The sequence below is a fragment of the Mediterraneibacter butyricigenes genome, assembly GCF_003574295.1.
GTDB classification, from domain to species: Bacteria; Bacillota; Clostridia; order Lachnospirales; family Lachnospiraceae; genus Mediterraneibacter_A; species Mediterraneibacter_A butyricigenes.
Genome location: NZ_BHGK01000001.1, coordinates 100,768 through 123,259, shown reverse-complemented (window position 1 = coordinate 123,259; position 22,492 = coordinate 100,768). Strand labels below are relative to the sequence as shown.

The window sequence follows — 22,492 nt, the reverse complement described above, 5'->3', positions numbered from 1 at the left end:
AGAGCAGACATTGAAGGAAATGAGACGGAAATAAAAGGACTGAGGTAAAAGTATGATTTCATATATTAAGGGAGAACTTGCAGGGGTTACAGAGGAAAAGGCGATTATAGAGGCCGGTGGAATCGGATATGGAATTTATATGCCGGGAAAGGATCTGGCGCAGTTGCCGGGAATCGGAGAACAGCTTAAGATCCATACCTATCTGAATGTACGGGAGGACGCCATGCAGTTGTTTGGTTTCCTAACCGGGGACGAACTGGAGGTGTTTCGTCTGCTGATCACAGTCAATGGAATCGGGCCAAAAGGAGGTCTGGGAATTTTGAGCGCACTTTCAGCGGACGAATTGCGGTTTGCTGTGATGGCAGGAGATGTCAAAGCGATTACAGCAGCTCCAGGAATCGGAAAGAAAACAGCGGAACGCCTGATCCTGGATCTGAAAGATAAGCTGAAAATGGAAGATATTCTTGAGCGTCAGCCGGAAGAAGCAGATCTGCGTTCGGGAACTGTCGGAAACGATGTGCAGACAGAGGCGGTAGAAGCACTGGTTTCTCTCGGATATGGAAGCGCAGAAAGTCTGCGGGCGGTTCGTGAGGCTGTGAAGGAGAATCAGGAAACAGAGCTGGGCGCGGAGGCACTTCTGAAAATAGCTTTGAAGAAAATGTTATAAATTTGTGGCAGGATAAAGCGGAAGGGATCTTGAGAGAAAGATGGCAAGAAGAATTTTGACAACGGAAAATCTGGAAGAAGATGTAAAGATTGAAAATCATTTGCGTCCCCAGTTGCTTTCGGACTACATTGGCCAGGAAAAGGCGAAAGAAACTTTGAAAATATATATTGAAGCGGCGAAAGAAAGAGGGGAGTCTCTGGATCATGTATTATTTTACGGCCCTCCGGGACTTGGAAAGACTACACTTGCCGGGATTATTGCAAATGAAATGGGTGTGAATCTGAAAATCACATCCGGACCTGCAATCGAAAAGCCGGGAGAAATCGCAGCGATTCTGAATAATCTCCAGGAGGGGGATGTGTTGTTTGTAGATGAGATTCACCGCCTGAACCGACAAGTGGAAGAGGTGCTGTACCCGGCGATGGAAGATTATTGCATTGATATTATGATCGGCAAGGGTGCGAGCGCCAGATCCATCCGCTTGGATTTGCCGCATTTTACTTTGGTAGGTGCGACTACAAGAGCCGGCATGCTGACGGCACCATTGCGGGATCGATTTGGTGTGATCCACCGTTTGGAATTTTATAGTTGGGAAGAATTGCGTACGATTATTTTACGTTCTGCAAAGGTATTGAATGTGGAAATTGACCCGGATGGAGCTTATGAGATGGCAAAGCGCTCCAGAGGAACGCCGAGACTTGCCAATCGATTATTGAAACGGGTGCGTGATTTTGCACAGGTGCGTTATGAGGGAGTGATTACAAAACAGGTGGCACAGGAAGCGTTGGATCTTCTGGATGTAGACAAACTGGGCCTGGATACACAGGATCGTGAGATCTTGCAGGCACTGATTTACAAATTTCAGGGAGGCCCGGTCGGACTGGAATCTTTGGCGGCAACCTTGTCCGAAGACGCAGGAACACTGGAGGATGTCTATGAGCCTTATCTGATCAAAAGCGGATTTGTTCAGAGAACTCCCCGGGGAAGGGTGGCAACGGATCTGGCCTATGAACATCTGGGAATTCCGAAGGAAGAATAAATGAAGTACCGAAAAGATATTTGCAGATGGCATAACGGAAAATGACAGCAAGAGAGATGGCTGAAAGATGACTGAAAATGCGAAAAAACAGTTGGTTTTTCCTGACAGATAGTTTATAATAAATGCAAGAAGCTGTGAGGAGGATATTATGAGTTCGGCAAAACATTTTACAGAAGTTCTGATCGGCGGTAAGGTATATACCCTGAGCGGATTTGAAGGAGAAGAATATCTCCAGAAAGTCTCCACCTATCTGAACCACAAGATAACAGAGTGTTCAAACAGTGAAGGATATCGGAAACAGAGTGCAGATACGCGCAATATCCTGTTGGCATTGAACATTGCAGATGATTATTATAAAGCGAAGAAGCAGTGTGATTCCCTGGAAAATGATATCGAACTGAAAGATAAAGACATGTATGATCTGAAGCACGAGTTGATTTCGGTACAGATCAGACTGGAGAATGCAGAGAAGGAACTTTCTAAGATGAAAGAGGAGAACAACGACCTTCAGATGCAGATCGTAAAATTAGAAACTGAAATGAAGAATCGAAGAAAATAAGAGTGTCTCAATTTATTGAGACACTTTCGTTTTGAATGGAGGATATAAATGGTACAGTCTGGATTTCCGGAAGTCCTGGCACCGGCAGGATCTTATGAAAGTTTTCATGCGGCAATTGCTGCGGGAGCAGACGCGGTCTATCTGGCGGGAAATCTGTTCGGAGCAAGGGCATTTGCACAGAATTTTTCAGAAGAGGAACTGTTGCATGTGATCGATGAGGCGCATTTACATGGACGAAAGATCTATCTGACGGTCAATACCCTTTTGAAGGAAAAAGAGTTGGAAGAAAAATTATATACCTATCTGGAACCTTATTATAACGAAGGGCTGGATGCCGTGATCGTGCAGGATTATGGAGTCCTTCGTTTTATCCGGCAACATTTTCCGGGACTTGCGCTGCATGCAAGCACGCAGATGACGGTGACTGGTCCGGAAGGGGCGAGTCTGCTGGCAGATTATGGGGTAGAACGTGTGGTTCCGGCCAGGGAACTATCTTTAAAAGAAGTTGAGACCATAAAAAAGGCCACGCAGATGGAAATGGAATGTTTCGTACACGGTGCATTGTGTTACTGTTATTCCGGCCAGTGCCTGATGAGCAGTATGATCGGGGGAAGAAGCGGCAACCGGGGACAGTGTGCCCAGCCCTGTCGGCTTCCTTATACTTATAAAGGAAAAAACGGATATCTGATGAGTCTGAAAGACATCTGTACGCTGGAATCAATACCGGATCTGATCGAACATGGCATCGATTCCTTTAAGATTGAAGGCAGGATGAAAAAGCCGGAATATGTGGCAGGTGTTACGGCAATGTACCGGAAATATACGGATTTATATCTGGAGCATGGCAGAGAAAAATTCCGGGTAAAGAAGTCGGATCTGGAAGAACTGATGGATCTATACAACCGGGGAGGATTCCACAGCGGTTATTATTTCGTACACAATGGACCGGAGATGCTTTGTACCAATCGACCGAATCATGCGGGGACGAAGGCTGCAAAAGTGTTGGGACAAAAGGGAAGAGAATTGCAGATTTCTGTGCTGAAAGATCTGTCCAAAGGAGATGTACTGGAATTTCCGTCCGGACATGGAGATTATACACTTGGCAAAGACTGGAAAAAAGGAGAAAGGCAGACGATACTGCTTCCGAAAAATCAGCGGGAAAAGAAAGGCGCCTGGATTTTTCGAACCAGATGCAATGCGTTGCTGCAACGTCTGAATCAGACGTATGTAAATGCAAAACTTCAGGAGCCGATCTCAGGACGTGTTGTTCTGAAACCTGGTGAGAAAGCAGTGTTGGAACTTCGGTTTACAGGCAGAAACGGGACAAAAACCGTGATCCGGGTTAAGGGGGAACGAATCGCTCCGGCAGAAAATCGTCCGCTTACGGAAGAGCAGGTGACAAAGGCGCTTGCTAAAACGGGAAATACGCCGTTTTATTTTGAAACACTGGATGTAAAGCTGGAAGGAGACTGCTTCTGTCCGATGCAGCAGTTAAATACACTCCGCCGGCAGGGAATCGAAGAACTGGAAAAAGCGGTCTTGAATGGGTTCAGAAGAACTTCCGCAGATGTCGGTCAGCAAGATATGACGGATACGGTTTCTGATTTAGAAAAAAGAGCTGATAACACTGCTGGAAACCTGCGAACCTCCGTTCTGGCAGAAACACTGGAACAACTGGAGGCGATGTGGGAGTTTCTGGAATCAGCACTGGAAAGTTCTGAGATGGAGCAGAGTCTTCGAAGAATCTATCTGGATTTTGAATTGTTCCTTGGAAAAGAAACGCCGGAGAAAACGCGGGAAATCTGCAGAAAATTTCAGCAAAAGAAGATTCAGATCTTTCTGGCACTTCCTCATATCAGCAGAGGAAATCTCGATGGAAAGCTGAAATCATTGCTTCTGGCGGAGAAAGAGACTGTGGATGGTGTCCTGATCCGCAATCTGGAATCTCTTGGAATGCTGAGAAAAATCGGATTTGACAAATCGGTGATTGCAGACCATAATCTATATATATTAAATCATGAAGCAAAAAAGTTTTTAAAAGAAGAGGGGATTTCAGAATATACAGCCTCTCTGGAATTGAACGCAAAGGAACTTTCGGGGCTTGATCTCACGGATTGCGAGGGTGTGGTCTATGGATATATACCGGTGATGGAAAGTGCACAGTGTCTGGAAAAGACCTGTTTTGGATGCAAAAAAGCGTCTGGAAGAGATGAGATGGCAGACAGACTGGGACATCGTTTTTCGATAAGAAGAGTCTGTACCTTTTGTTATAATGTGATCTATAATACAGATCCGCAGGTGCTGTTTTCTGAAATGGATACTTTGCGCAGAGTGAAGGTTTCTTCCTGTCGGCTTCATTTTACAGGCGAAAGCAAGGCGGAAACGAAACAGATTTTATCGCTTTACACACAGGCTTACGCGCAAGATCCGGTATGGCCGGAGAATTTGAATTATACGAAGGGACATTTCCGCAGGGGGATTAAGTAAAGAAGAACGAAGTAGGTGGAGTTTTGGTTAATATTATTGTTGAGTTATCGAAGTATCTGATGATCATACTGATTGCGGCATATACATTTTCATGTTTTTCCGTATTCGCTCAGCATGATCTGGTACGGAAAAAGAAAATTTTAGGCAGACAGAACCGGCTGATGTTTACGATTCAGTTGATTGCGTATCTGGTTATGTTTTTGCAGACGAAGGAACTGGAGCTGGTGTTTTTCTATCTGGCACAGGTCGTGCTGCTGATTGCGATCATTCTTCTGTACATCAATATTTACCCCAGGTCATCCAGGCTTGTGGTCAATAACATGTGTATGTTGATCTGCGTGGGATTTATTATGATTACGCGGCTGGATTATGCGACAGCAGTGAAACAGTTTGTATTTGTTGCGGTATCTGTGACGGTCAGTCTGGTGGTTCCGGTGATCATAAGACGTTTGAAATTCCTTTCCAAATGGACGAATTTCTATGCGGGAGTCGGCATTGCAGCACTGTTGTTTGTTGCGGTTTTGGGACAGACTTCCTACGGAGCCAAGCTGGGATTTTCCATTGGCGGGATCAGCATCCAGCCCTCAGAGTTCGTGAAGATTCTGTTTGTATTTTATGTGGCATCCAGTCTCAGGATTTCCACGGATTTTAAAAATGTAGTAAAGACTACGATTGTTGCGGCATTGCATGTACTGATCCTGGTGGCATCGACCGACCTTGGTGCGGCATTGATTATGTTTGTGGTGTATCTGGTGATGCTTTATGTGGCAACCAGACAGCCTTTGTATGTGTTGGCAGGATTAGGAGGCGGAAGCGTGGCATCTGTCCTTGCTTATCATTTGTTTGGACATGTCAGAACCCGTGTGGAAGCATGGAAGGATCCGTTTGCAACGTATGCAGACGGCGGATATCAGGTGGCGCAGTCTCTGTTTGCAATCGGAACCGGCGGATGGTTCGGAATGGGACTCTATCAGGGAATGCCGGATAAGATCCCGGTGGCAGAATCTGATTTTATCTTTTCGGCGATTTCGGAAGAACTGGGATTGATTTTTGCACTTTGTCTGATTCTGATCTGTGTAAGCTGCTATGTGATGTTCCTAAATATTGCCATGCAGCTTCGCAATGTTTTTTATAAGCTGGTGGCGCTGGGACTTGGAACCTGTTATATTTTCCAGGTATTTCTGACCATTGGCGGCGTGACAAAATTTATTCCGTCTACGGGTGTGACTCTGCCTCTGGTAAGTTACGGAGGCAGCTCGCTGCTCAGTACACTGATTATGTTTGGAATCATCCAGGGATTGTATATTTTAAGAGAAGATGAGGAAGAAATCATTGAAAGAAAGAAAAATGAGTTACGAAGAGAAACAAGAAATCCGAAGAAGAAGAGAAAAAGACCTGCCCAGGCGCCAAAGAAAAAGAGAACGAAATTCGAGGAAGTCGAGCAACAAAGAATTCGCTAGAGTGACGTATCTGTTTGTGTTCCTGTTTCTGGCGATGATGGCTTATATCGTCTATTTTTACGTGGTAAGGAGTAAAGACATTGTCAACAGTGCCTATAATCCGAGACTGGATTCTTATGCGGACCGGGTGATCCGCGGAAGTATTCTGGATAAAAATGGAGAAGTTCTGGCACAGACGCAAGTAAATGATGACGGAACAGAGACGAGAGTCTATCCCTATGGAGAGATTTTTGCACACGTGGTAGGATATACGGCAAAAGGAAAGAGTGGTCTGGAGTCTGTGGAGAACTTTGAACTGCTGACTTCCAATGCATTTTTCCTGGAAAAACTGGCCAATGAGTTTAAGGATCAGAAAAATATGGGTGATACCGTGATCACAACGCTGGACGCCAATCTTCAGCAGACAGCCTACAGTGCGCTGGGAGACAACAAGGGTGCGGTTGTGGTGATGGAAGCCAGTACCGGAAAGATCCTTGCGATGGTATCAAAGCCTGCGTTTGATCCGAATACCGTGTCGGAAAACTGGGAAGCATTAAATGCTGACGACAGTTCCAGTCCGCTTTTAAACCGTGCGACACAGGGAGCTTATGCGCCCGGATCGACGTTTAAGGTTGTAACAGCACTGGAATACATGAGAGAAAACAGTGCCTATGCAAATTACAGCTATGACTGTAACGGAGAGATTACGGCAGACGGAACCACGATCCACTGCTTTGACAGTACGGCCCATGGTACGGTAGATCTCAGATTGTCTATGGCCTATTCCTGTAATTCTTCCTTTGCGAATATCGGCTTGTCATTGGACAAGAGTGCATATAGAAAAACAGCCGAGGAGTTGTTGTTTAATAAAGCACTTCCGTCTGTACTTCCGTATTCCAAGAGTAAATTTAAAATCGATAAGAATTCTTCCAGTGCGGATATGATGATGACAGCTATGGGGCAGGGAGAAACCCAGGTCAGTCCATATCATATGGCTTTGATTACGGCGGCAGTGGCAAATGGCGGAACTCTGATGGAACCGTATCTTGTGGACAGCATTACGAATTATACGGGAACGCAGGTTTCCAAACACAAACCGTCTTCTTACGGAAAACTGATGGATTCCAGTGAGGCAGCTCAGTTGAAAGAATATATGAAGGCAGTGGTAGATGAAGGAACGGCGACCATGTTAAGCGGAGAATCCTACTCTGTAGCAGGAAAGACCGGAACTGCCGAATACAGCAGTGACAAGGAAAAGAGCCATTCCTGGTTTATGGGATTTACCAATGTGGACAATCCGGAACTGGTGATCAGCGTGATCGTGGAAGGATATGACGGAAACGCCGGAGCCAGAGCGGTTCCGATCGCCAAGCAGGTACTGGATGCATATTATTATCAATAAGAATCGAGAAAAGTCCTGAACGGAGAATACAGATGGAATTTTATTATCAGACCTATTTCAGTGAATCGCTGGTCAATAAAAAGGCGAAGATCATACGGAAATTAAAACAGAATAAGATTCAACCGGGGATCTATCTGATCACTCTGGCTCAGGGCAGACAAAATGAACTGGAATTTTTCTCCACACTTTTGCTGCAGCAGAAGATCTTTCATCCGGAGGATCTCTTTGTGGTAGGCGTGGCTTCCGGCTATGAGGAAGCGCTGGAGCTGATAGAAGGGATTACGGATGATGTGTATCAGAAAACGAAAGATGCGAAGATAAGGGAATATATCACACAGGAGCAGGACGCTTATAAAGCGGGAAAGCGATAGTTTATGATGATACTACATATTCTTTTTACATTATTAAAAATCATTGGAATACTGCTCCTGGTCATTCTGGGTATTCTGCTTTTAGCCGTGTTGACCGTCTTGTTTGTGCCGGTTCGTTACGAGGGAGAAGTGGGAGTGAAGAATTCCGTTTCGTCCATCAGAGCCAGGGGTACGGTGACCTGGTTCTTTCGTCTGATTCGGGGGAGATTCCAATACAAGAACGGAAAGCTGCACTATGAGCTGAGGATCTTATGGAAGAAACTCGGAAACAGTACTGTAGATGATAAGTCGGTAAAGAATGAGACTGTAGAAGTGGAGAATCCGGAAAAGACGGATCTGGAAATGCTTGCAGAATTGGAAGAAACGCGGGATGTGTCAGAAAAATCCGTGCTGTCTGATACGGAAAACGTGTCAGAAGACCTGGAAGAGCAGACTGATTCCGAGCAGACAGAAGAACGAACGATAATGGAAAATTCTGCGCAGCCGAAAGATGCGGAAAGCATAAGTGACAGAAATAACAAAGAAACTGAAACGGAGAAAATCGCAGAGTCTGAAACCGCGAAAACTTCAGAATCCGAAACGGAATCGAAGACACAGGCTGAATCGGTAAAGCGTTCGAAACTGGTAAAACGAATTTCGGACACCGGGGTTGAAGAAGACAGAAAATCGACGAAAAAAGAGAAAGACTCACGTTTAGCAGAGAAGAAAAGGAAGCCAGAGAAAAAGAACAGGAAGGATAAGAAAGAAAAATCTTCAGATAAAAAGACTTCGGAAAAAACAGAAAAAGGAAAACAAATTTGGAAACGGATTTCCGGAATCTGGAAGAAGATCAAATATACATTCCGTAAAATCTGTGATACAATAGAGCAAATATCTGATCGGAAAGAGTGGGCAGAAGCATTTCTGATAAATGAGGATCACAAACGGGCATTTTCCAAGGCACTGAAGAGTCTGAAAAAACTGTTGATTTCCTTAAAACCGGGCAGACTAAATGGAAGAGTCAGATATGGATTTGAGGATCCTTATTATACCGGAAAGGTGTTGGCAGCATTATCTGTTCTGTATCCATGGTACGGAGAAGCGTTTGAGATCTGTCCGGAATTTGAACAGACGTGTATCGTGGGAAGAGCTTCTGTCAAAGGCAAGATAAGAGTCAGTTATTTTGTGAGATCGGGGCTTGGCTTACTTTTAAATAAGAGTGTCAGAAGAACTTATAGGGATGTAAAAAATATATTAGATGCGAGATAACTCCCATCACAATAAACAATGAGCAATAAAATGAGATCAGTGGCGGTATTCCTGAATGGACCGATAAAAAAGAGCTGGAGGATAAAAAATGGCAGAGAATAATTTTAAAACAACAGTTGAAGCATTATTTAAAGGGATGGATGGAGTTGTTTCATCCAAAACAGTGATCGGAGAAGCAATCCATATTGATGATACGATCATTCTTCCGTTGGTGGACGTTTCCTTTGCAATCGGTGCCGGTTCTTTTTCCGGAGATAAGAAAGACAAGGGTGCCGGCGGTATCGGAGGAAAGATGACTCCAAGTGCAGTTCTGGTAATACGGGATGGCATGACCCGTCTGGTCAATATCAAAAATCAGGACACCATGACAAAGATCCTGGATATGGTTCCGGAACTGGTGAATCGTTTTACAGATAAAAAGGAAGAGAATGTAACAGAAGAAGATGTGATGGATCTTCTGGATAAAGAATAAGAAGAGAAAGTGACGTTGATTTCTCACAGGAAGAATAAAACGGAAAAGAAATGAAAATCCTTCACATTTGATTAACTCTTTTCATATGATAAAAGCAGGAGAAATAAGTGAGCAGGAATTGCGATGAAAGCTGTATAGCATAGGAAAGGCGGATGTGATCGATGAAAAGAGTAATAGGATTTGCATTGTTCTGTATAGCGTTTGGCATGATTCTTGTACTGATCCTGCCTTATGTCGCGCTGGAGATTTTTCTGATCCTGTTATTTCTTTTTCTGGGATATCATCTGTTTTGCTGTTAGAGAATGATTTATCCTATAATCCACATTTGAGCATTAAAAAAATCCGAAACCATAAGATTTCGGATTTTTTTATGTCAGTCTCTGATTATGCACGTTCTACACGTCCGGACTTCAGGCAAGAAGTACATACATACATCTTTTTGGATCCGCCTTCTGTTTTAACACGTACGGACTTTACGTTAGATCTCCACATTTTTGGTGATTTTCTATGAGAGTGGCTCACGTTATTGCCGAAGTGAACACTCTTTTCGCAAATAGCACATTTAGCCATCACTGCACCTCCTAACAATCTGAAATAGCCTACTTATAGGCTCACAACACTGATATTCTATCAGAAAGTTATACAGTTTGCAAGTGTTTCTGACGAAATAATTTCATTGCATTGCTAAAAATGATGTGCTGTCCTTGTCAAATATAGGAAAAGAGGTTATAATACACTTGTTAATCTGCGATTAATCCATAGAAAAGATTGGAGGAATATATGATGAAGGGTTGTATGAGCACAGATATGGGAATTATTACGATCCATCCGGAAGTGATTGCAAAATATGCCGGCTCTATGGCTGTAGAGTGTTTTGGTATTGTTGGAATGGCTGCCGTTAATATGAAGGATGGTCTGGTCCATCTGTTGAAAAAGGAACGCCTGACTCACGGAATTCAGGTGGAGGTTACAGAAGAAAATACGATCAAACTGGATTTCCATGTGATCGTGTCTTACGGCGTAAACATTTTGTCTGTAACGGATAATCTTATGAGTAATGTAAAATATAAAGTGGAAGAATTTACAGGCATGAAAGTTGAGAAGATCAACATTTACGTGGAAGGCGTAAGAGTCATTGATTAAGGAGGAACCAGTTGTGGCAACAAATACGATAAATGCAGAAATGTTGAAAAAGATGTTTCTTGCAGGCGCAGCAAATCTTGATGCGAACAAAGAAATGATTAATGAACTGAATGTATTTCCGGTACCGGACGGGGATACAGGAACCAATATGACGTTGACTATCATGTCTGCGGCAAAGGAAGTCAGTGCGTTAGAGCAGACAGATATGAAGACTCTGGCAAAAGCTATTTCTTCCGGATCCTTACGTGGCGCGAGAGGTAACTCCGGAGTTATCCTTTCTCAGCTCTTGCGTGGATTTACAAAGGGAATCCGTGACTTTGATGAGATTGATGTGGCAACGCTTGCAAAGGCTACGGTTCGCGCAAAGGAGACCGCTTATAAGGCGGTTATGAAGCCAAAAGAGGGAACGATCCTGACCGTGGCAAGAGGCATGGCAGAAAAAGCCGAAGAACTGGCTGAGACGACCGAAGATCTGGATGTATTTATTCCGGAAGTTTTAAAGCACGGACAGGCTGTTCTGGAGCAGACCCCGGAGATGCTTCCGGTTTTAAAAGAAGCAGGAGTTGTGGACTCAGGCGGACAGGGTCTGATGGAAGTTCTGCGTGGTGCTTATGATGCTTACCAGGGCAAAGAAGTCGATTACAGTGCGATTGCAGCAAGTGCCGGAACCAAGATGACAAGAGTCGGCGAGCAGGCGCAGGCTGATATCAAATTCGGATATTGTACAGAATTTATCATCATGCTGGACAAGAAATTTGACGAGCAGGATGAGCAGAAATTCAAAGCTTATCTGGAATCCATCGGAGATTCTATCGTATGCGTGGCAGATGATGATATTGTAAAGATCCATGTACACACCAACGATCCGGGTCTTGCAATCCAGAAAGCGTTGACTTACGGACAGCTTTCCAGAATGAAGATCGATAACATGAGAGAAGAGCATCAGGAGAAGCTGATCAAGGATGCGGAGAAACTGGCTGCACAGCAGGCAGAGGCAAAGAAACAGGAAGAACGCAAACCGATGGGATTCATTACTGTCTCAATCGGAGAGGGAATGAACGAGATCTTCCGTGAACTGGGTGCCGATTATATTATCGAAGGCGGACAGACCATGAATCCGAGTACCGATGATATGCTTCAGGCAATCGATCAGGTTGCGGCTGATACCATTTTTATTTTGCCAAATAATAAAAACATTATCCTTGCAGCAAATCAGGCAAAGGATCTGACCGAGGATAAGGAGATTATCGTGATCCCGACCAAGACAGTTCCTCAGGGCGTGACTGCGATCATTAACTTTATGCCGGATCAGGATGCGAAGGCAAACGAAGAGATGATGTGTGAAGAGATCCAGAATGTAAAGACCGGACAGGTGACCTATGCGGTAAGAGATACCCACATCGATGACAAGGAGATCCATGAAGGCGATATCATGGGAATCGCAGATCAGGGAATTGTTGCAGTCGGAGAATCTGTAGAAAAAGTATCCCTGGAGATGCTGCAGACGCTGGTGGATGAAGACACAAGCCTGATCAGCCTGTATTATGGAGAAGACGTTCAGGAAGAGGATGCTTCCAAACTGGCAGAAGAGGTAGAAGCTCTCTATCCGGAGATCGACATTGACTTGCATTTGGGCGGACAGCCGATCTATTATTATGTAATGTCTGTGGAGTAATTTTATGAATGAATATACCGGAATCCGGGAAATCAAAGGAATCGGAGAGAAGACGGAGCGGATGTTTCAGAAACTGAATATCCGTACCGTTGGAGATCTGATCCGGTATTTTCCGAGAGGTTACGATATTTATGAAGAGCCGGTTGCGGTGTCAGAACTGGAAGAAGGCATGACTGCGGCAGTAACCGGACTATTATACGGAAAAGTACAGGTAGGCGGGAGTCCCAGAATGCAGGTGACGACCGCCTATCTTAAAGATTTGACAGGAACCCTTCGGATCGTCTGGTATCGGATGACTTTCCTTCGTAACACCTTAAAATCCGGCGGGAGAATTACAGTGCGCGGGAAAATTATCCGAAAACAGAATCAACTGGTGATGGAGCATCCTGAATTGTTTGTTCCGGCAGAATCTTATCAGAAGAAGTTAAATACCCTGCAACCGGTGTATCCGCTGACAGCAGGACTGACCAATAATCTGATGACCAAAACCATGCATCAGGCACTGGAGGATTTGCCGCTTGCGCAGGATATTCTGTCAAAAGAACTGAAAACAGAATTCGGACTGGAAGACTATGGCGCTGCGATCCGCGGAATCCATTTTCCAAAAGACCGGGAAGAGTTCTTTCTGGCAAGAAAGAGACTGGTGTTTGAGGAATTTCTGATCTTTACGCTGGCACTTCGTAAAATGAAAGATCAGAAAGAACGGGCAAATAATCAGTACCGGATGGAAGTCCCGGAGGCAGTGCACCGATTTGAAGAAGCATTACCCTATGATCTGACCAACGCTCAGAAAAAAGTTTGGGTTCAGATTCAGGAGGATTTTCAGAAACATACGGTGATGTCCCGACTGGTACAGGGAGATGTAGGTTCCGGAAAAACAATCGTGGCGTTATTGTCTCTGTTTACCGCCTGTCTGAACGGATACCAGGGAGCTATGATGGCACCCACGGAGGTTCTGGCAAGACAGCATTATGAATCGGTGACGGAAATGGTAGAAAAATATGGACTGGGAGACAGTATTTCCCCAATATTGCTGACTGGATCCATGACGGCGAAAGAAAAACGAATCGCCTATGAAGCAATCTGTACCGGTGAGGCGAACCTGGTGATCGGAACCCATGCACTGATTCAGGAAAAGGTGGAATATGCGGATCTGGCGCTGGTTATCACAGATGAACAGCATCGATTCGGAGTCCGACAGAGGGAGTGTTTTGCTTCCAAAGGCAAGTCACCTCATATTCTGGTGATGAGTGCGACCCCCATTCCCAGAACGTTGGCGTTGATTTTGTATGGAGATCTCGATATTTCAGTGATTGACGAGTTGCCATCCAACCGAAAACCCATCAAAAACTGTGTGGTAGATACAAGTTATCGGCAGACTGCTTACCGGTTTATGGAAAAACAGATCGCTGAGGGACGGCAGTGCTATGTAATCTGTCCGATGGTAGAAGAAAGTGAAGGGCTGGAAGCTGAAAATGTAACCGATTACGCCAAAAAGCTGAAAGAAGAGCTGGCCTCCGGAATCCGGGTCGAATATCTTCACGGGAAAATGAAACCGGCGCAAAAAGAAGAGATTATGGAGAAATTTGCGGCTCATGAGATCGATGTGCTGGTATCGACTACGGTCATTGAGGTCGGAATCGATGTGCCGAATTCTACGGTGATGATGATCGAGAATGCAGAACGGTTCGGTCTGGCTCAGCTTCACCAGTTGCGTGGACGAGTGGGAAGAGGAAAACATCAGTCCTACTGTATTTTCATGAGTGGCTCCAAATCCAAAGAGACGAAAAAAAGGCTGAAAATTCTGGAATCCTCCAATGATGGATTCTATATTGCAGGGGAAGACCTGAAAATGCGCGGACCCGGGGATGTCTTCGGAATCCGTCAGAGCGGTCTGATGGATTTTAAATTGGGAGATGTTTACCAGGACGCAGAACTGTTAAAACAGGCCAGTCAGGCGGCAAGCGAGATCCTGAAAAGAGAGGAAAACGGAGAGGCGGAAGAGAAAGCACTGTTTGAGCGGGTGCAAAACTATATCCGGGAATGTGAAATAGAGAAGACGTTGTAAATTTTGTTGACAGATCATCTTGTACAGGGTATATTATAAGTAATAGATCCCACTGAGCCTAGGTAGCTTGCTACATGCGTAACACGGTGGGACTTTTGTTTTCTGGAGAATTTTTATGATACAAAATGTAAAGCCTTTTAAATCAATTGAAGAACAGATAGAAATATTAGAAACCAAAGGTTTCTATGCGTACGTATATTGGTTATTATCATGCAAAAACATTTGGGCCATTGGGGTATTATGATGAAGAATCTTTTGAAAACGCAGATAGATTTCACAAATTTGAGATGGATTATAAAGAGGCCATTCGGAAATATGGAGATAAAGAAGTTTTTGCAAAACATCATAATGATACATATGATGGGAAATTTCCTATATGGGTTATGCGTATTACTTTTCCCAATTGTTCTCTTAGATAACATTTTGGTTTTGAAAAAGTGTAAAGCAATTTAGAAAATAAACTCTGATATTGTATTTAGTATCAGATTACATGGAGGGAAAATGTTTCGTAATTACTATCCAGACATACATGTGCCAAGTGTATTCAATATTGATTATCAAAAGCTATATCAAAAAGGATATCGTGGAATTATATTTGATCTGGACAATACATTGGTTCATCACGGGGATGATTCAACACCAGAAATAGACGCGCTTTTTCATACAATACATGGAATCGGTCTGAAAACCATCATATTGTCAGATAATACAGAAGAGAGGATTTTATGTTTTCTCAAAAATATAGATAGCCCATACATTTCGGATGCGAATAAGCCTGACATTCAGGGATATCAGAAGGCTTTGACGATTCTTGGAGTCAGCACCGAACAGGTTGTTTGCATTGGAGATCAAGTGTTCACAGATATTTATGGAGCAAATTGTGCGGGGATTTCTAACATTTTGGTGGATTTTATTCGGCTTTCGGATGAAAAAAGGATTGGAAAAAAGCGTTGGTTAGAAAAGTTGGTGCTTCTATTATACAAAGGTAGCTCACGCCACACAAACAGAATAGGAAATATTTATATAGAGAAAACAGAGGAATAATTAGAATTATGTTATGGAAGAAAGAAAAGCTTTTTTGCGAGATAAATCCTGCTTGTTATGCAATTTCTGTTCAAAAAGAAATTTTTAAAAGACATCTTCAAAATCTAAGAAGTAGGGAATGTTTTGCAATGAAAATCATAAAAAGGAAATTGCCTAATCTGGTATATGAACATCACTCGCATTTAATTAAAAAGGGAAAAGGAATCGATCAAAATCTCCAGCAAAATAAAGCGGTAAATATCGGACTTGCGTGCAAGAAACTTAATGGATTGATTATTTATCCGGGAGAAATGTTTTCATTTTGGAAACTAATCGGGAGCACAACAAAACGTAAAGGGTACAAAGAGGGCCGTGTTATCGAGAAAAACAGGATTAAACCAGGGATAGGAGGTGGATTGTGTAATCTCAGCAATACCATTCACTTTTTGGTGCTTCACAGTCCGCTTACAGTGACGGAATTTCATAGTCATTCCGATGCATTGGCACCAGATGAAGGAGAAAGAGTACCTTTTAGTTCTGGGACTTCTGTAAATTATAATTACATAGATTATCGTTTTAAAAATAATACGGAGCAGCCGGTTCAATTACTTGTCTGGTGTGCCGATGGTAATTTGTATGCGGAACTTCGAAGTATGCACCCTTTTCAATATTCTTATCGAATCGTTGAGGAAAACCATCATTTTCAAAAAGAAGGAGAGAAATATTACCGAATATCTCAGATCTATAAAGAAACTGTGGATAAAAAAACAGGAAAAGTCCTTTATAGAAATCTGGTGTTGGATAATCACTCAGAAGTTATGTATGATTACAGTTTGATTCCGGGAGAACTGATTATCAATGATTAATAGATGGACTATTTGATGAAGAAAATATTAGAGCCTATGAAATTACAAATACATATTCACATACTAGACCAAATGGAGAATGGGCACTTTCTTCTTGGAGATATGTATCTGGTGAGAATCTAGCACGAGGACAAAAAAGTGCAGAACAAGTTTGTAATGATTGGTTTGCATCACCTGGACATAATCAAAATATCTTAAGTAATAATTATTCTTCTATTGGAATTGGAGTATTTTGTAAAAAAGTAGATAATGGTTATGTATATCATTTCTCACAAATGTTTTCTGCAACAGAATATTAATGAAGAAAAGTTCTAATTTAAATCTTACAAGTGGCATTATATTCTCTGTATAAATTTGTCAGTTTTTGCAGGAACTTCTAGTGTAAAAACAAATTCTCTCCATATACTATGAGCGTAACAATCCTAAACGTTACAAAAAGAACTCATATGAAGGAGGAAATAAAAATGACAAATCGTTCATCTAACAGAACAGCTGTACCGGAAGCAAAAGGCGCATTGGACAAATTCAAATACGAAGTTGCGAACGAGCTGGGAGTTCCGCTTACCGATGGTTACAACGGAGATCTGACTTCCAAACAGAACGGATCTGTCGGAGGCTATATGGTAAAGAAAATGATTGAACAGCAGGAAAAGCAGATGGCTGGTAAATAGGTCTTCCTGCATAAAATTGAAGTGTAAAAAGTAAGAAAAGAGATTGACGGAATTGGATTTGATCTGTTCTGTTGATCTCTTTTGTTGTATTTGCTTGAGTGGAAGTCCCTTCCCGATTTCTTTGCTGTTTCTTTTAACATACAAATATTGACAATAATCAGACAAATTATTATAATGTACGCAATGAGTTTTCGAGAATAAGAGACAATCGAAAAATGGACGGTTAGGAGGAACTATATGAGAGTGATCGCAGGAAGCGCGAAGAGATTACGGCTGAAGACGGTAGAGGGTATGGGGACAAGACCGACGACAGACCGGATCAAAGAGACGCTGTTTAATATGATCGCTCATGGACTGGCGGACATATCCTTTCTGGATCTTTTTGCAGGAAGCGGGGCAATCGGGATTGAAGCACTGAGCAGAGGTGCAAAGAATGCCGTATTTGTAGAGGAAAACAAGAAAGCGGCTGCCTGCATCAAAGAGAACCTGGAATTTACCAGACTGGACGAGAGGGCAGAGATTCTGCAATGTGATGTGTTTGCCGCACTGAGACGCATGGAGGGGCAGAGATATTTTGACTATGTGTTCATGGATCCGCCTTACGACAGACAGTTGGAGAAGAGAGTTTTGGAAGCTTTGAAGGACTCCAGCCTGATAGATGAAGAGACTCTGCTGATCGTGGAGGCATCGCTGTCTACTGATTTTTCTTATCTGGAAGATCTCGGGTATCATTTGATCAAGAAAAAAGAATATAAAACGAACATGCACGTGTTCCTGGAACGCGCGGAAAGGACGAAAAATGCTTAGAGCAGTTTATCCGGGCAGTTTTGACCCGGTTACATACGGGCATCTCGATATTATCAGAAGATCCGCAAGAATTGCAGACGAACTGGTAGTCGGAGTGCTTAATAATAATGCAAAAATGCCGTTGTTTTCTGTAGAAGAACGTGTTAAAATGTTAAAAGAAGTGACGGATGAGTTCTCAAATGTGAAGGTTGTACCATTCGAGGGCTTATTAATTGATTTTGCAAAACAGGTAGAGGCAGATTTTGTGGTACGCGGACTTCGGGCGATTACGGATTTTGAGTATGAGCTTCAGATGTCTCAGACAAATCACAAGCTTGAACCGGAAGTTGAGACGATGTTCCTTACGACGAGTATCGAATATTCCTATCTCAGCTCGACTACGGTAAAAGAAGTTGCGGCTTTTGGGGGAGATATTTCACAGTTTGTGCCGGAAGCTGTAGCTGCTGCACTTGAGCAGAAGATGAATAAAAGGAGAGTGTAACAATGAGCAGCCGTATTGAACAGATTATTGATGAAATCGAAGAATATATTGACAGAGACTGTAAGTTTCAGCCGTTGTCGACGACGAAGATTATTGTAAATAAAGAACATCTGGATGAATTACTTCGGGAACTTCGCATGAAGACTCCGGATGAGATCAAACGTTATCAGAAGATTATCAGTAATCGGGATGCGATACTGGCTGATGCACAGGCAAAGGCGGATGCGATGTTGGAAGAGGCTCAGGTTCAGACCACAGAACTGGTCAGCGAGCACGAGATTATGCAGCAGGCATATGCGCAGGCCAATGAGATCGTGACACAGGCGACTGCACAGGCACAGGAGATCGTAGACAATGCGACCCGTGATGCCAATGCGATCCGAATCGGAGCAGTACAGTATACAGATGATCTTCTTGCCAATGCAGAAAGTATTATCGGACATACGCTGGACAGCTATACCACCAAGTATGACGGTCTGGTAAATTCTCTGAAAGAGTGTTACGATGTGGTCAGATCCAACCGGGCAGAATTGGATATTCCGGATGGATCCGATGAGTATGTAGAGGAGAATTAAGGGCTTTTATACAGAAAGCGTCGCGTTCTCTATAAAAACAGGAATGTTAACAGGCTGGTTACCAACCCGGTAGCCAGCTTTTCTATTATATAAGGAAAGAAGGACAGGCCGGAATCCCGGATCATTGCAGCACTCTGGAACAATGCGCAGACGCCGCCGAATCCTGTAAGGAACAGAATACAGGGAATACGGCAGAAACCAGGAGTTTGTGTCAGTAACTGAATCCCGGTTGTGATTTCCAGAGTGGAAAGCGCCATCAATCCGGGAAGCGTCCGGTCGATTCGAAACCTGATGCCAAGTTTTAAAAGTACGGAGAACAGGATCACATATCCTCCAACCTGCAGGATCGCTGCGGCTGCATCGGCGAGGCTTTCTTCCAGAAGTTTCAGGAACGAGAGGTTCGGGGCTGCAGAAGCAAATTGTGAAGCAGAACGGGAGATGGATTTCATGCCGGGGCCGTTGGAACAGGTGACAGATTTTCTACCAAGAACGGATGGGAATTTTGCCGGAAACAGAGGGTGTGGTCTGTGGAATCGGAAACGATGTGTCTCCGATTCGAAAACCAGAAAGCGTGTAAAGAAACTTATGCATACCGGGGATGCCAGAGACAGCAACAAAATGTTTCCGGTTTTTCCGGGAAGATGCAATGCAGAAAGAATCACATAATTTAAAAGAAACATGGGGCTTGTATTGTTACAGAAAGACATAAGATACTGACCTTCCGAACTTGAAAGCTTCTGTTCCCGACACAAAGAGGCAATGACTTTGGCTCCCATCGGATATCCACAGAGAAATCCGCAGAGGATGGCAAAGCTTCCGTTTTCAGAGACATGAAAGATCGGACAGAGGATCGGTTTCAGTACCTGAGTGATATAAGAAAGTGCCTGTGTATGAATCAGAAGATTTGTGAGCACCATAAATGGAAACAGAGTCGGAAGTAAGGTCTCAAACCACAGGAAAAGTCCGGATCTTGCGCCTTCAAATGCTTCCCGGGGGCACAGAAGGATCAGGAAAAAGCAAAAAAGGGTGAAAAGGGAAGAAAGAACGGATTTCATGGAGATCCTCCGGAAATCTTGATATGATATCATCATATTTTATGCGATAACTTTGTAAATATTAATGAAGAAAGCAGGCGAAGTGTAAAAATGAAATTAGAAGCATGTTATCCGGAAAAGGTGTTTTATTATTTCGAGGAAATCAGCCGGATTCCAAGAGGTTCCGGTAATGTAACGGAAATCAGTAACTATTGTGTGGAATTCGCAAAGCAAAGGAATCTCTGGGTGGAACAGGATCCGTGGAAAAATGTATGGATCAAAAAGCCGGGTTCCAGGGGATGTGAGAATTGTGAGCCGGTCATGATTCAGGGACACCTGGATATGGTCTGCGAGAAAACGGCGGAAAGTCTCCATGATTTTGAAAAAGATCCGCTGGAGCTGTATGTGGAAGATGGATTTGTGAAAGCAAAAGATACCACATTAGGAGCCGATGACGGAATCGCTGTGGCATATGCACTGGCCATTCTGGATTCGGACGATTTGGTGCATCCACCGCTTCATGTGATCCTTACAACCGATGAAGAAACCGGTATGGATGGGGCAATCGGTTTTGATTTTGCCAGAGTGGATGGCAGAAAAATGTTAAATCTTGATTCGGAAGATGAAGGAATCATTACCGTGGGATGTGCCGGCGGAGCAACGGTTCAGATGTCGCTGAATATCTCGAGAGAAGAGAAACATGGAACCGGACTTACACTTTTTCTGACCGGTTTAAAGAGCGGTCATTCCGGTGTGGAGATCATCAATCAGCCGGGAAATGCAGATAAACTGATGGGGCGATTTTTAAATGGTCTGCAAAGAAAAGAGTTTCTCTTTGATCTGGTTGATCTGAAAGGCGGACAGAAGAACAATGTGATTCCCGGAACCTGTGAAGCTATACTGTTGGCTGATCCGGAATCTGCCGACCGGATTATCGGGGAATGGATAGCATATGAGAAGACATTGAAAAAAGAATTCGGAGCGTCGGAACCGAATCTTAAACTGACGCATGAGAAGCGGGAAGATTTACAGGAAAAGGTTCTCGCTCAGCGTGCGAAAGAAGCGGTGATCTTTTATCTGAACAACTGCCCAAACGGTGTCTATGAATACAGCAGGACGCTGGAGCAGATGGTGGAGACTTCCTGCAATCTTGGAATTGTAAATACCACAGAAGATGCTGTGCTATTCGAAACGCTGATCCGAAGTTCTTTTGCATCCAAAGTGGAAGAAATGAAAGAACGGTTTGTGCAGTGGGAAGATCTGATTCCCGGAATGCACGCAAAGATCTCTGGTGAATATCCGTCCTGGGAACATCAGCCGGATTCGGAATTACAGAAGACGATTCGCAACTGCTACCATACTTTATATGGAAAAGATCCGCAGTTTCTGACGATCCATGCCGGATTGGAGTGCGGCATTTTTGCAGGAAAGAAAGAGGAATTTGACTGCGTGTCATTTGGCCCGCAGATTTACGATATCCATTCCGTAAAGGAACGTCTGGATATAGAGTCTACCGGACGAACCTGGAAACTGATCCTGAAGATCTTAGAGGCTTTGACTGTATGAAAAAAATGCTGATTTTTCTGGTGGGTCTGGTGTTTTTTACAGTAACAGATCAAAGAATACTGGAAGAGGAAGCAAAAAAAGGAAGGATTTCCGAGACATTCTATCTGGAAGAGGATTTTCGAAGCCAGCCGGTGTCTGAGACATTTCTGGAAGAGATTGGAAACTTTGAGGATCCGGGAGAGGCTGTTGGATTCTATTTCCTGGAAACCAATTATGGAGAAGATACATTCTATCTGACAGATGCAAAAATTCTCACAGAAACCGAAAGGCTGACAGATACGAAAAAATGGAAGAAACGGATGAATTGGTGGCAAAGGCAACGTGGCTACGAGGACTATGCGGATACCTGCCGTCAGATCTGGAATGATGTTCAGTATTTTCCGGTGGCTTCGGGAAATGGGGCTGATGAGAACCGGATCACATTCGGAAACAGTTGGATGCAGGAACGGACGTACGGTGGCAAACGCGGACATGAGGGAACGGATCTAATGCCGAAGGAAAATAAGCGTGGAACCTATCCGATCGTCAGCATGACGGACGGAATCGTAAGCCAGAAAGGATGGCTGGAAAAAGGAGGATACCGTCTGGGCATCCTTGCACCGGGAGGAGCGTATTTTTATTATGCACATCTGGATTCCTATGCGAATCTGAAAGAGGGAGATCCGGTAAAAGCCGGAGATTTTCTGGGATTTATGGGCGACAGCGGATATGGAGAGGAAGGTACCACAGGAAAGTTCCCGGTACATTTACACGTGGGAATCTATCTGAACCGGGGAGAGCAGGAAATCAGTATCAATCCCTATCCGGTGTTGTGTTATCTGAAAGATCGATCTGTGAATTCTGTGAGACAAGTGTTTTCAACAACTGGCGCAATACAAGAATTCATGATATACTGAGCG

General features: G+C 43.7%; 25 protein-coding genes. 23 read left to right on the top strand and 2 right to left on the bottom strand.

All coding sequences use genetic code 11. The annotated features are described in order from the left end of the window. Positions 1–52: 52 nt before the first annotated feature. From ruvA to KGMB01110_RS14995, 10 genes are all read left to right on the top strand, one after another. Positions 53–667: a Holliday junction branch migration protein RuvA gene (gene ruvA / locus KGMB01110_RS00630; RefSeq protein ID WP_119297287.1), complete on the top strand. Its 615-nt coding sequence runs from the start codon at positions 53–55 to the stop codon at positions 665–667. Positions 668–707: 40 nt separating this feature from the next. Further along, the gene (gene ruvB, locus KGMB01110_RS00625; RefSeq protein WP_119297286.1) at positions 708–1,706 is read left to right on the top strand and encodes a Holliday junction branch migration DNA helicase RuvB; all 999 of its coding nucleotides are present in this window, start codon (positions 708–710) and stop codon (positions 1,704–1,706) included. A gap of 148 nt (positions 1,707–1,854) precedes the next feature. After that, positions 1,855–2,265: a cell division protein ZapA gene (zapA, locus tag KGMB01110_RS00620; RefSeq protein ID WP_117602160.1), complete on the top strand. Its 411-nt coding sequence runs from the start codon at positions 1,855–1,857 to the stop codon at positions 2,263–2,265. A 48-nt stretch (positions 2,266–2,313) separates the two neighbouring features. Further along, a complete protein-coding gene (locus KGMB01110_RS00615) occupies positions 2,314–4,752 on the top strand; it encodes a U32 family peptidase (protein ID WP_119297285.1) in 2,439 nt (812 codons plus the stop codon). 23 nt (positions 4,753–4,775) lie between these two features. Next, positions 4,776–6,212 carry an FtsW/RodA/SpoVE family cell cycle protein gene (locus tag KGMB01110_RS00610; protein ID WP_117602162.1) on the top strand — a complete coding sequence of 479 codons (1,437 nt, stop codon included), beginning with the start codon at positions 4,776–4,778 and terminating at the stop codon, positions 6,210–6,212. Between the two features lie 37 nt (positions 6,213–6,249). Further along, positions 6,250–7,593, top strand: coding sequence for a peptidoglycan D,D-transpeptidase FtsI family protein (locus KGMB01110_RS00605; RefSeq protein ID WP_117602569.1), 1,344 nt, complete (start codon positions 6,250–6,252; stop codon positions 7,591–7,593). 32 nt (positions 7,594–7,625) lie between these two features. Beyond that, positions 7,626–7,964: a hypothetical protein gene (locus KGMB01110_RS00600; protein ID WP_174714241.1), complete on the top strand. Its 339-nt coding sequence runs from the start codon at positions 7,626–7,628 to the stop codon at positions 7,962–7,964. 3 nt (positions 7,965–7,967) lie between these two features. After that, positions 7,968–9,212, top strand: a complete 1,245-nt coding sequence (locus KGMB01110_RS00595) for a hypothetical protein (protein ID WP_119297283.1) — start codon at positions 7,968–7,970, stop codon at positions 9,210–9,212. 88 nt (positions 9,213–9,300) lie between these two features. After that, on the top strand, positions 9,301–9,684 hold the full coding sequence (locus KGMB01110_RS00590) for a GerW family sporulation protein (RefSeq protein WP_117602165.1): 384 nt from the start codon (positions 9,301–9,303) through the stop codon (positions 9,682–9,684). A 161-nt stretch (positions 9,685–9,845) separates the two neighbouring features. Then, complete coding sequence (locus KGMB01110_RS14995; RefSeq protein ID WP_170141668.1) at positions 9,846–9,983, top strand: hypothetical protein; 138 nt, start codon at positions 9,846–9,848, stop codon at positions 9,981–9,983. Between the two features lie 85 nt (positions 9,984–10,068). Here KGMB01110_RS14995 and rpmB read toward each other — a convergent pair whose 3' ends face one another. Next, positions 10,069–10,254 carry a 50S ribosomal protein L28 gene (gene rpmB, locus KGMB01110_RS00585; protein ID WP_117602166.1) on the bottom strand — a complete coding sequence of 62 codons (186 nt, stop codon included), beginning with the start codon at positions 10,252–10,254 and terminating at the stop codon, positions 10,069–10,071. A 213-nt stretch (positions 10,255–10,467) separates the two neighbouring features. Here rpmB and KGMB01110_RS00580 point away from each other — a divergent pair, with 213 nt between their 5' ends. From KGMB01110_RS00580 to KGMB01110_RS00530, 11 genes are all read left to right on the top strand, one after another. Beyond that, positions 10,468–10,827 carry an Asp23/Gls24 family envelope stress response protein gene (locus KGMB01110_RS00580; RefSeq protein ID WP_117602167.1) on the top strand — a complete coding sequence of 120 codons (360 nt, stop codon included), beginning with the start codon at positions 10,468–10,470 and terminating at the stop codon, positions 10,825–10,827. Between the two features lie 13 nt (positions 10,828–10,840). Further along, complete coding sequence (locus KGMB01110_RS00575) at positions 10,841–12,502, top strand: DAK2 domain-containing protein (RefSeq protein WP_119297282.1); 1,662 nt, start codon at positions 10,841–10,843, stop codon at positions 12,500–12,502. Positions 12,503–12,506: 4 nt separating this feature from the next. Next, positions 12,507–14,570: an ATP-dependent DNA helicase RecG gene (gene recG / locus KGMB01110_RS00570; protein WP_119297281.1), complete on the top strand. Its 2,064-nt coding sequence runs from the start codon at positions 12,507–12,509 to the stop codon at positions 14,568–14,570. 185 nt (positions 14,571–14,755) lie between these two features. Further along, positions 14,756–14,989 carry an Abi family protein gene (locus tag KGMB01110_RS00565; RefSeq protein WP_117602170.1) on the top strand — a complete coding sequence of 78 codons (234 nt, stop codon included), beginning with the start codon at positions 14,756–14,758 and terminating at the stop codon, positions 14,987–14,989. 82 nt (positions 14,990–15,071) lie between these two features. Further along, positions 15,072–15,614 carry a YqeG family HAD IIIA-type phosphatase gene (locus KGMB01110_RS15185; protein ID WP_117888288.1) on the top strand — a complete coding sequence of 181 codons (543 nt, stop codon included), beginning with the start codon at positions 15,072–15,074 and terminating at the stop codon, positions 15,612–15,614. Between the two features lie 8 nt (positions 15,615–15,622). Beyond that, a complete protein-coding gene (locus KGMB01110_RS15180) occupies positions 15,623–16,459 on the top strand; it encodes a VanW family protein (RefSeq protein WP_198411018.1) in 837 nt (278 codons plus the stop codon). Further along, positions 16,459–16,758, top strand: a complete 300-nt coding sequence (locus KGMB01110_RS15940; protein ID WP_119299011.1) for a CAP domain-containing protein — start codon at positions 16,459–16,461, stop codon at positions 16,756–16,758. Before KGMB01110_RS15180 ends, KGMB01110_RS15940 begins: the two co-directional genes overlap by 1 nt. A gap of 165 nt (positions 16,759–16,923) precedes the next feature. After that, complete coding sequence (locus tag KGMB01110_RS00545) at positions 16,924–17,130, top strand: alpha/beta-type small acid-soluble spore protein (RefSeq protein ID WP_117602173.1); 207 nt, start codon at positions 16,924–16,926, stop codon at positions 17,128–17,130. Between the two features lie 237 nt (positions 17,131–17,367). Continuing rightward, complete coding sequence (rsmD, locus tag KGMB01110_RS00540; protein WP_119297279.1) at positions 17,368–17,937, top strand: 16S rRNA (guanine(966)-N(2))-methyltransferase RsmD; 570 nt, start codon at positions 17,368–17,370, stop codon at positions 17,935–17,937. Further along, on the top strand, positions 17,930–18,418 hold the full coding sequence (gene coaD / locus KGMB01110_RS00535; protein WP_117602175.1) for a pantetheine-phosphate adenylyltransferase: 489 nt from the start codon (positions 17,930–17,932) through the stop codon (positions 18,416–18,418). Before rsmD ends, coaD begins: the two co-directional genes overlap by 8 nt. Positions 18,419–18,420: 2 nt before the next feature. Beyond that, positions 18,421–18,993 carry an ATP synthase subunit B family protein gene (locus KGMB01110_RS00530; RefSeq protein ID WP_117602176.1) on the top strand — a complete coding sequence of 191 codons (573 nt, stop codon included), beginning with the start codon at positions 18,421–18,423 and terminating at the stop codon, positions 18,991–18,993. Positions 18,994–19,022: 29 nt separating this feature from the next. Here the strand turns inward: KGMB01110_RS00530 and KGMB01110_RS00525 are convergent, their stop codons facing one another. Then, positions 19,023–20,048, bottom strand: coding sequence for a nucleoside recognition domain-containing protein (locus KGMB01110_RS00525; RefSeq protein WP_119297278.1), 1,026 nt, complete (start codon positions 20,046–20,048; stop codon positions 19,023–19,025). Positions 20,049–20,138: 90 nt separating this feature from the next. On the opposite strand from KGMB01110_RS00525, the gene KGMB01110_RS00520 reads away from it, so the two are divergent. Both KGMB01110_RS00520 and KGMB01110_RS00515 read left to right on the top strand, forming a co-directional pair. Then, positions 20,139–21,593, top strand: a complete 1,455-nt coding sequence (locus tag KGMB01110_RS00520; protein WP_119297277.1) for an aminoacyl-histidine dipeptidase — start codon at positions 20,139–20,141, stop codon at positions 21,591–21,593. Next, positions 21,590–22,489 (top strand): M23 family metallopeptidase, encoded by a 900-nt coding sequence (locus KGMB01110_RS00515; protein ID WP_117602179.1) that lies wholly within the window; start codon positions 21,590–21,592, stop codon positions 22,487–22,489. The genes KGMB01110_RS00520 and KGMB01110_RS00515 overlap by 4 nt, the downstream gene beginning before the upstream one ends. Positions 22,490–22,492 lie beyond the last annotated feature (3 nt).

Bases quoted from the DNA above. Each gene is read 5' to 3' on its own strand.
- KGMB01110_RS15185 (WP_117888288.1), top strand. From the start codon at position 15,072: ATGTTTCGTAATTACTATCCAGACATACATGTGCCAAGTGTATTCAAT.
- KGMB01110_RS15180 (WP_198411018.1), top strand. From the start codon at position 15,623: ATGTTATGGAAGAAAGAAAAGCTTTTTTGCGAGATAAATCCTGCTTGT.
- ruvA (WP_119297287.1), top strand. From the start codon at position 53: ATGATTTCATATATTAAGGGAGAACTTGCAGGGGTTACAGAGGAAAAG.
- KGMB01110_RS00595 (WP_119297283.1), top strand. From the start codon at position 7,968: ATGATGATACTACATATTCTTTTTACATTATTAAAAATCATTGGAATA.
- KGMB01110_RS00515 (WP_117602179.1), top strand. From the start codon at position 21,590: ATGAAAAAAATGCTGATTTTTCTGGTGGGTCTGGTGTTTTTTACAGTA.
- KGMB01110_RS00530 (WP_117602176.1), top strand. From the start codon at position 18,421: ATGAGCAGCCGTATTGAACAGATTATTGATGAAATCGAAGAATATATT.
- recG (WP_119297281.1), top strand. From the start codon at position 12,507: ATGAATGAATATACCGGAATCCGGGAAATCAAAGGAATCGGAGAGAAG.
- coaD (WP_117602175.1), top strand. From the start codon at position 17,930: ATGCTTAGAGCAGTTTATCCGGGCAGTTTTGACCCGGTTACATACGGG.
- zapA (WP_117602160.1), top strand. From the start codon at position 1,855: ATGAGTTCGGCAAAACATTTTACAGAAGTTCTGATCGGCGGTAAGGTA.
- KGMB01110_RS00565 (WP_117602170.1), top strand. From the start codon at position 14,756: ATGCGTACGTATATTGGTTATTATCATGCAAAAACATTTGGGCCATTG.
- KGMB01110_RS00545 (WP_117602173.1), top strand. From the start codon at position 16,924: ATGACAAATCGTTCATCTAACAGAACAGCTGTACCGGAAGCAAAAGGC.
- ruvB (WP_119297286.1), top strand. From the start codon at position 708: ATGGCAAGAAGAATTTTGACAACGGAAAATCTGGAAGAAGATGTAAAG.
- KGMB01110_RS00580 (WP_117602167.1), top strand. From the start codon at position 10,468: ATGAAGGGTTGTATGAGCACAGATATGGGAATTATTACGATCCATCCG.
- KGMB01110_RS00590 (WP_117602165.1), top strand. From the start codon at position 9,301: ATGGCAGAGAATAATTTTAAAACAACAGTTGAAGCATTATTTAAAGGG.
- KGMB01110_RS00520 (WP_119297277.1), top strand. From the start codon at position 20,139: ATGAAATTAGAAGCATGTTATCCGGAAAAGGTGTTTTATTATTTCGAG.
- KGMB01110_RS00525 (WP_119297278.1), bottom strand. From the start codon at position 20,048: ATGAAATCCGTTCTTTCTTCCCTTTTCACCCTTTTTTGCTTTTTCCTG.
- KGMB01110_RS00600 (WP_174714241.1), top strand. From the start codon at position 7,626: ATGGAATTTTATTATCAGACCTATTTCAGTGAATCGCTGGTCAATAAA.
- KGMB01110_RS14995 (WP_170141668.1), top strand. From the start codon at position 9,846: ATGAAAAGAGTAATAGGATTTGCATTGTTCTGTATAGCGTTTGGCATG.
- rpmB (WP_117602166.1), bottom strand. From the start codon at position 10,254: ATGGCTAAATGTGCTATTTGCGAAAAGAGTGTTCACTTCGGCAATAAC.
- rsmD (WP_119297279.1), top strand. From the start codon at position 17,368: ATGAGAGTGATCGCAGGAAGCGCGAAGAGATTACGGCTGAAGACGGTA.
- KGMB01110_RS00605 (WP_117602569.1), top strand. From the start codon at position 6,250: ATGGCTTATATCGTCTATTTTTACGTGGTAAGGAGTAAAGACATTGTC.
- KGMB01110_RS00615 (WP_119297285.1), top strand. From the start codon at position 2,314: ATGGTACAGTCTGGATTTCCGGAAGTCCTGGCACCGGCAGGATCTTAT.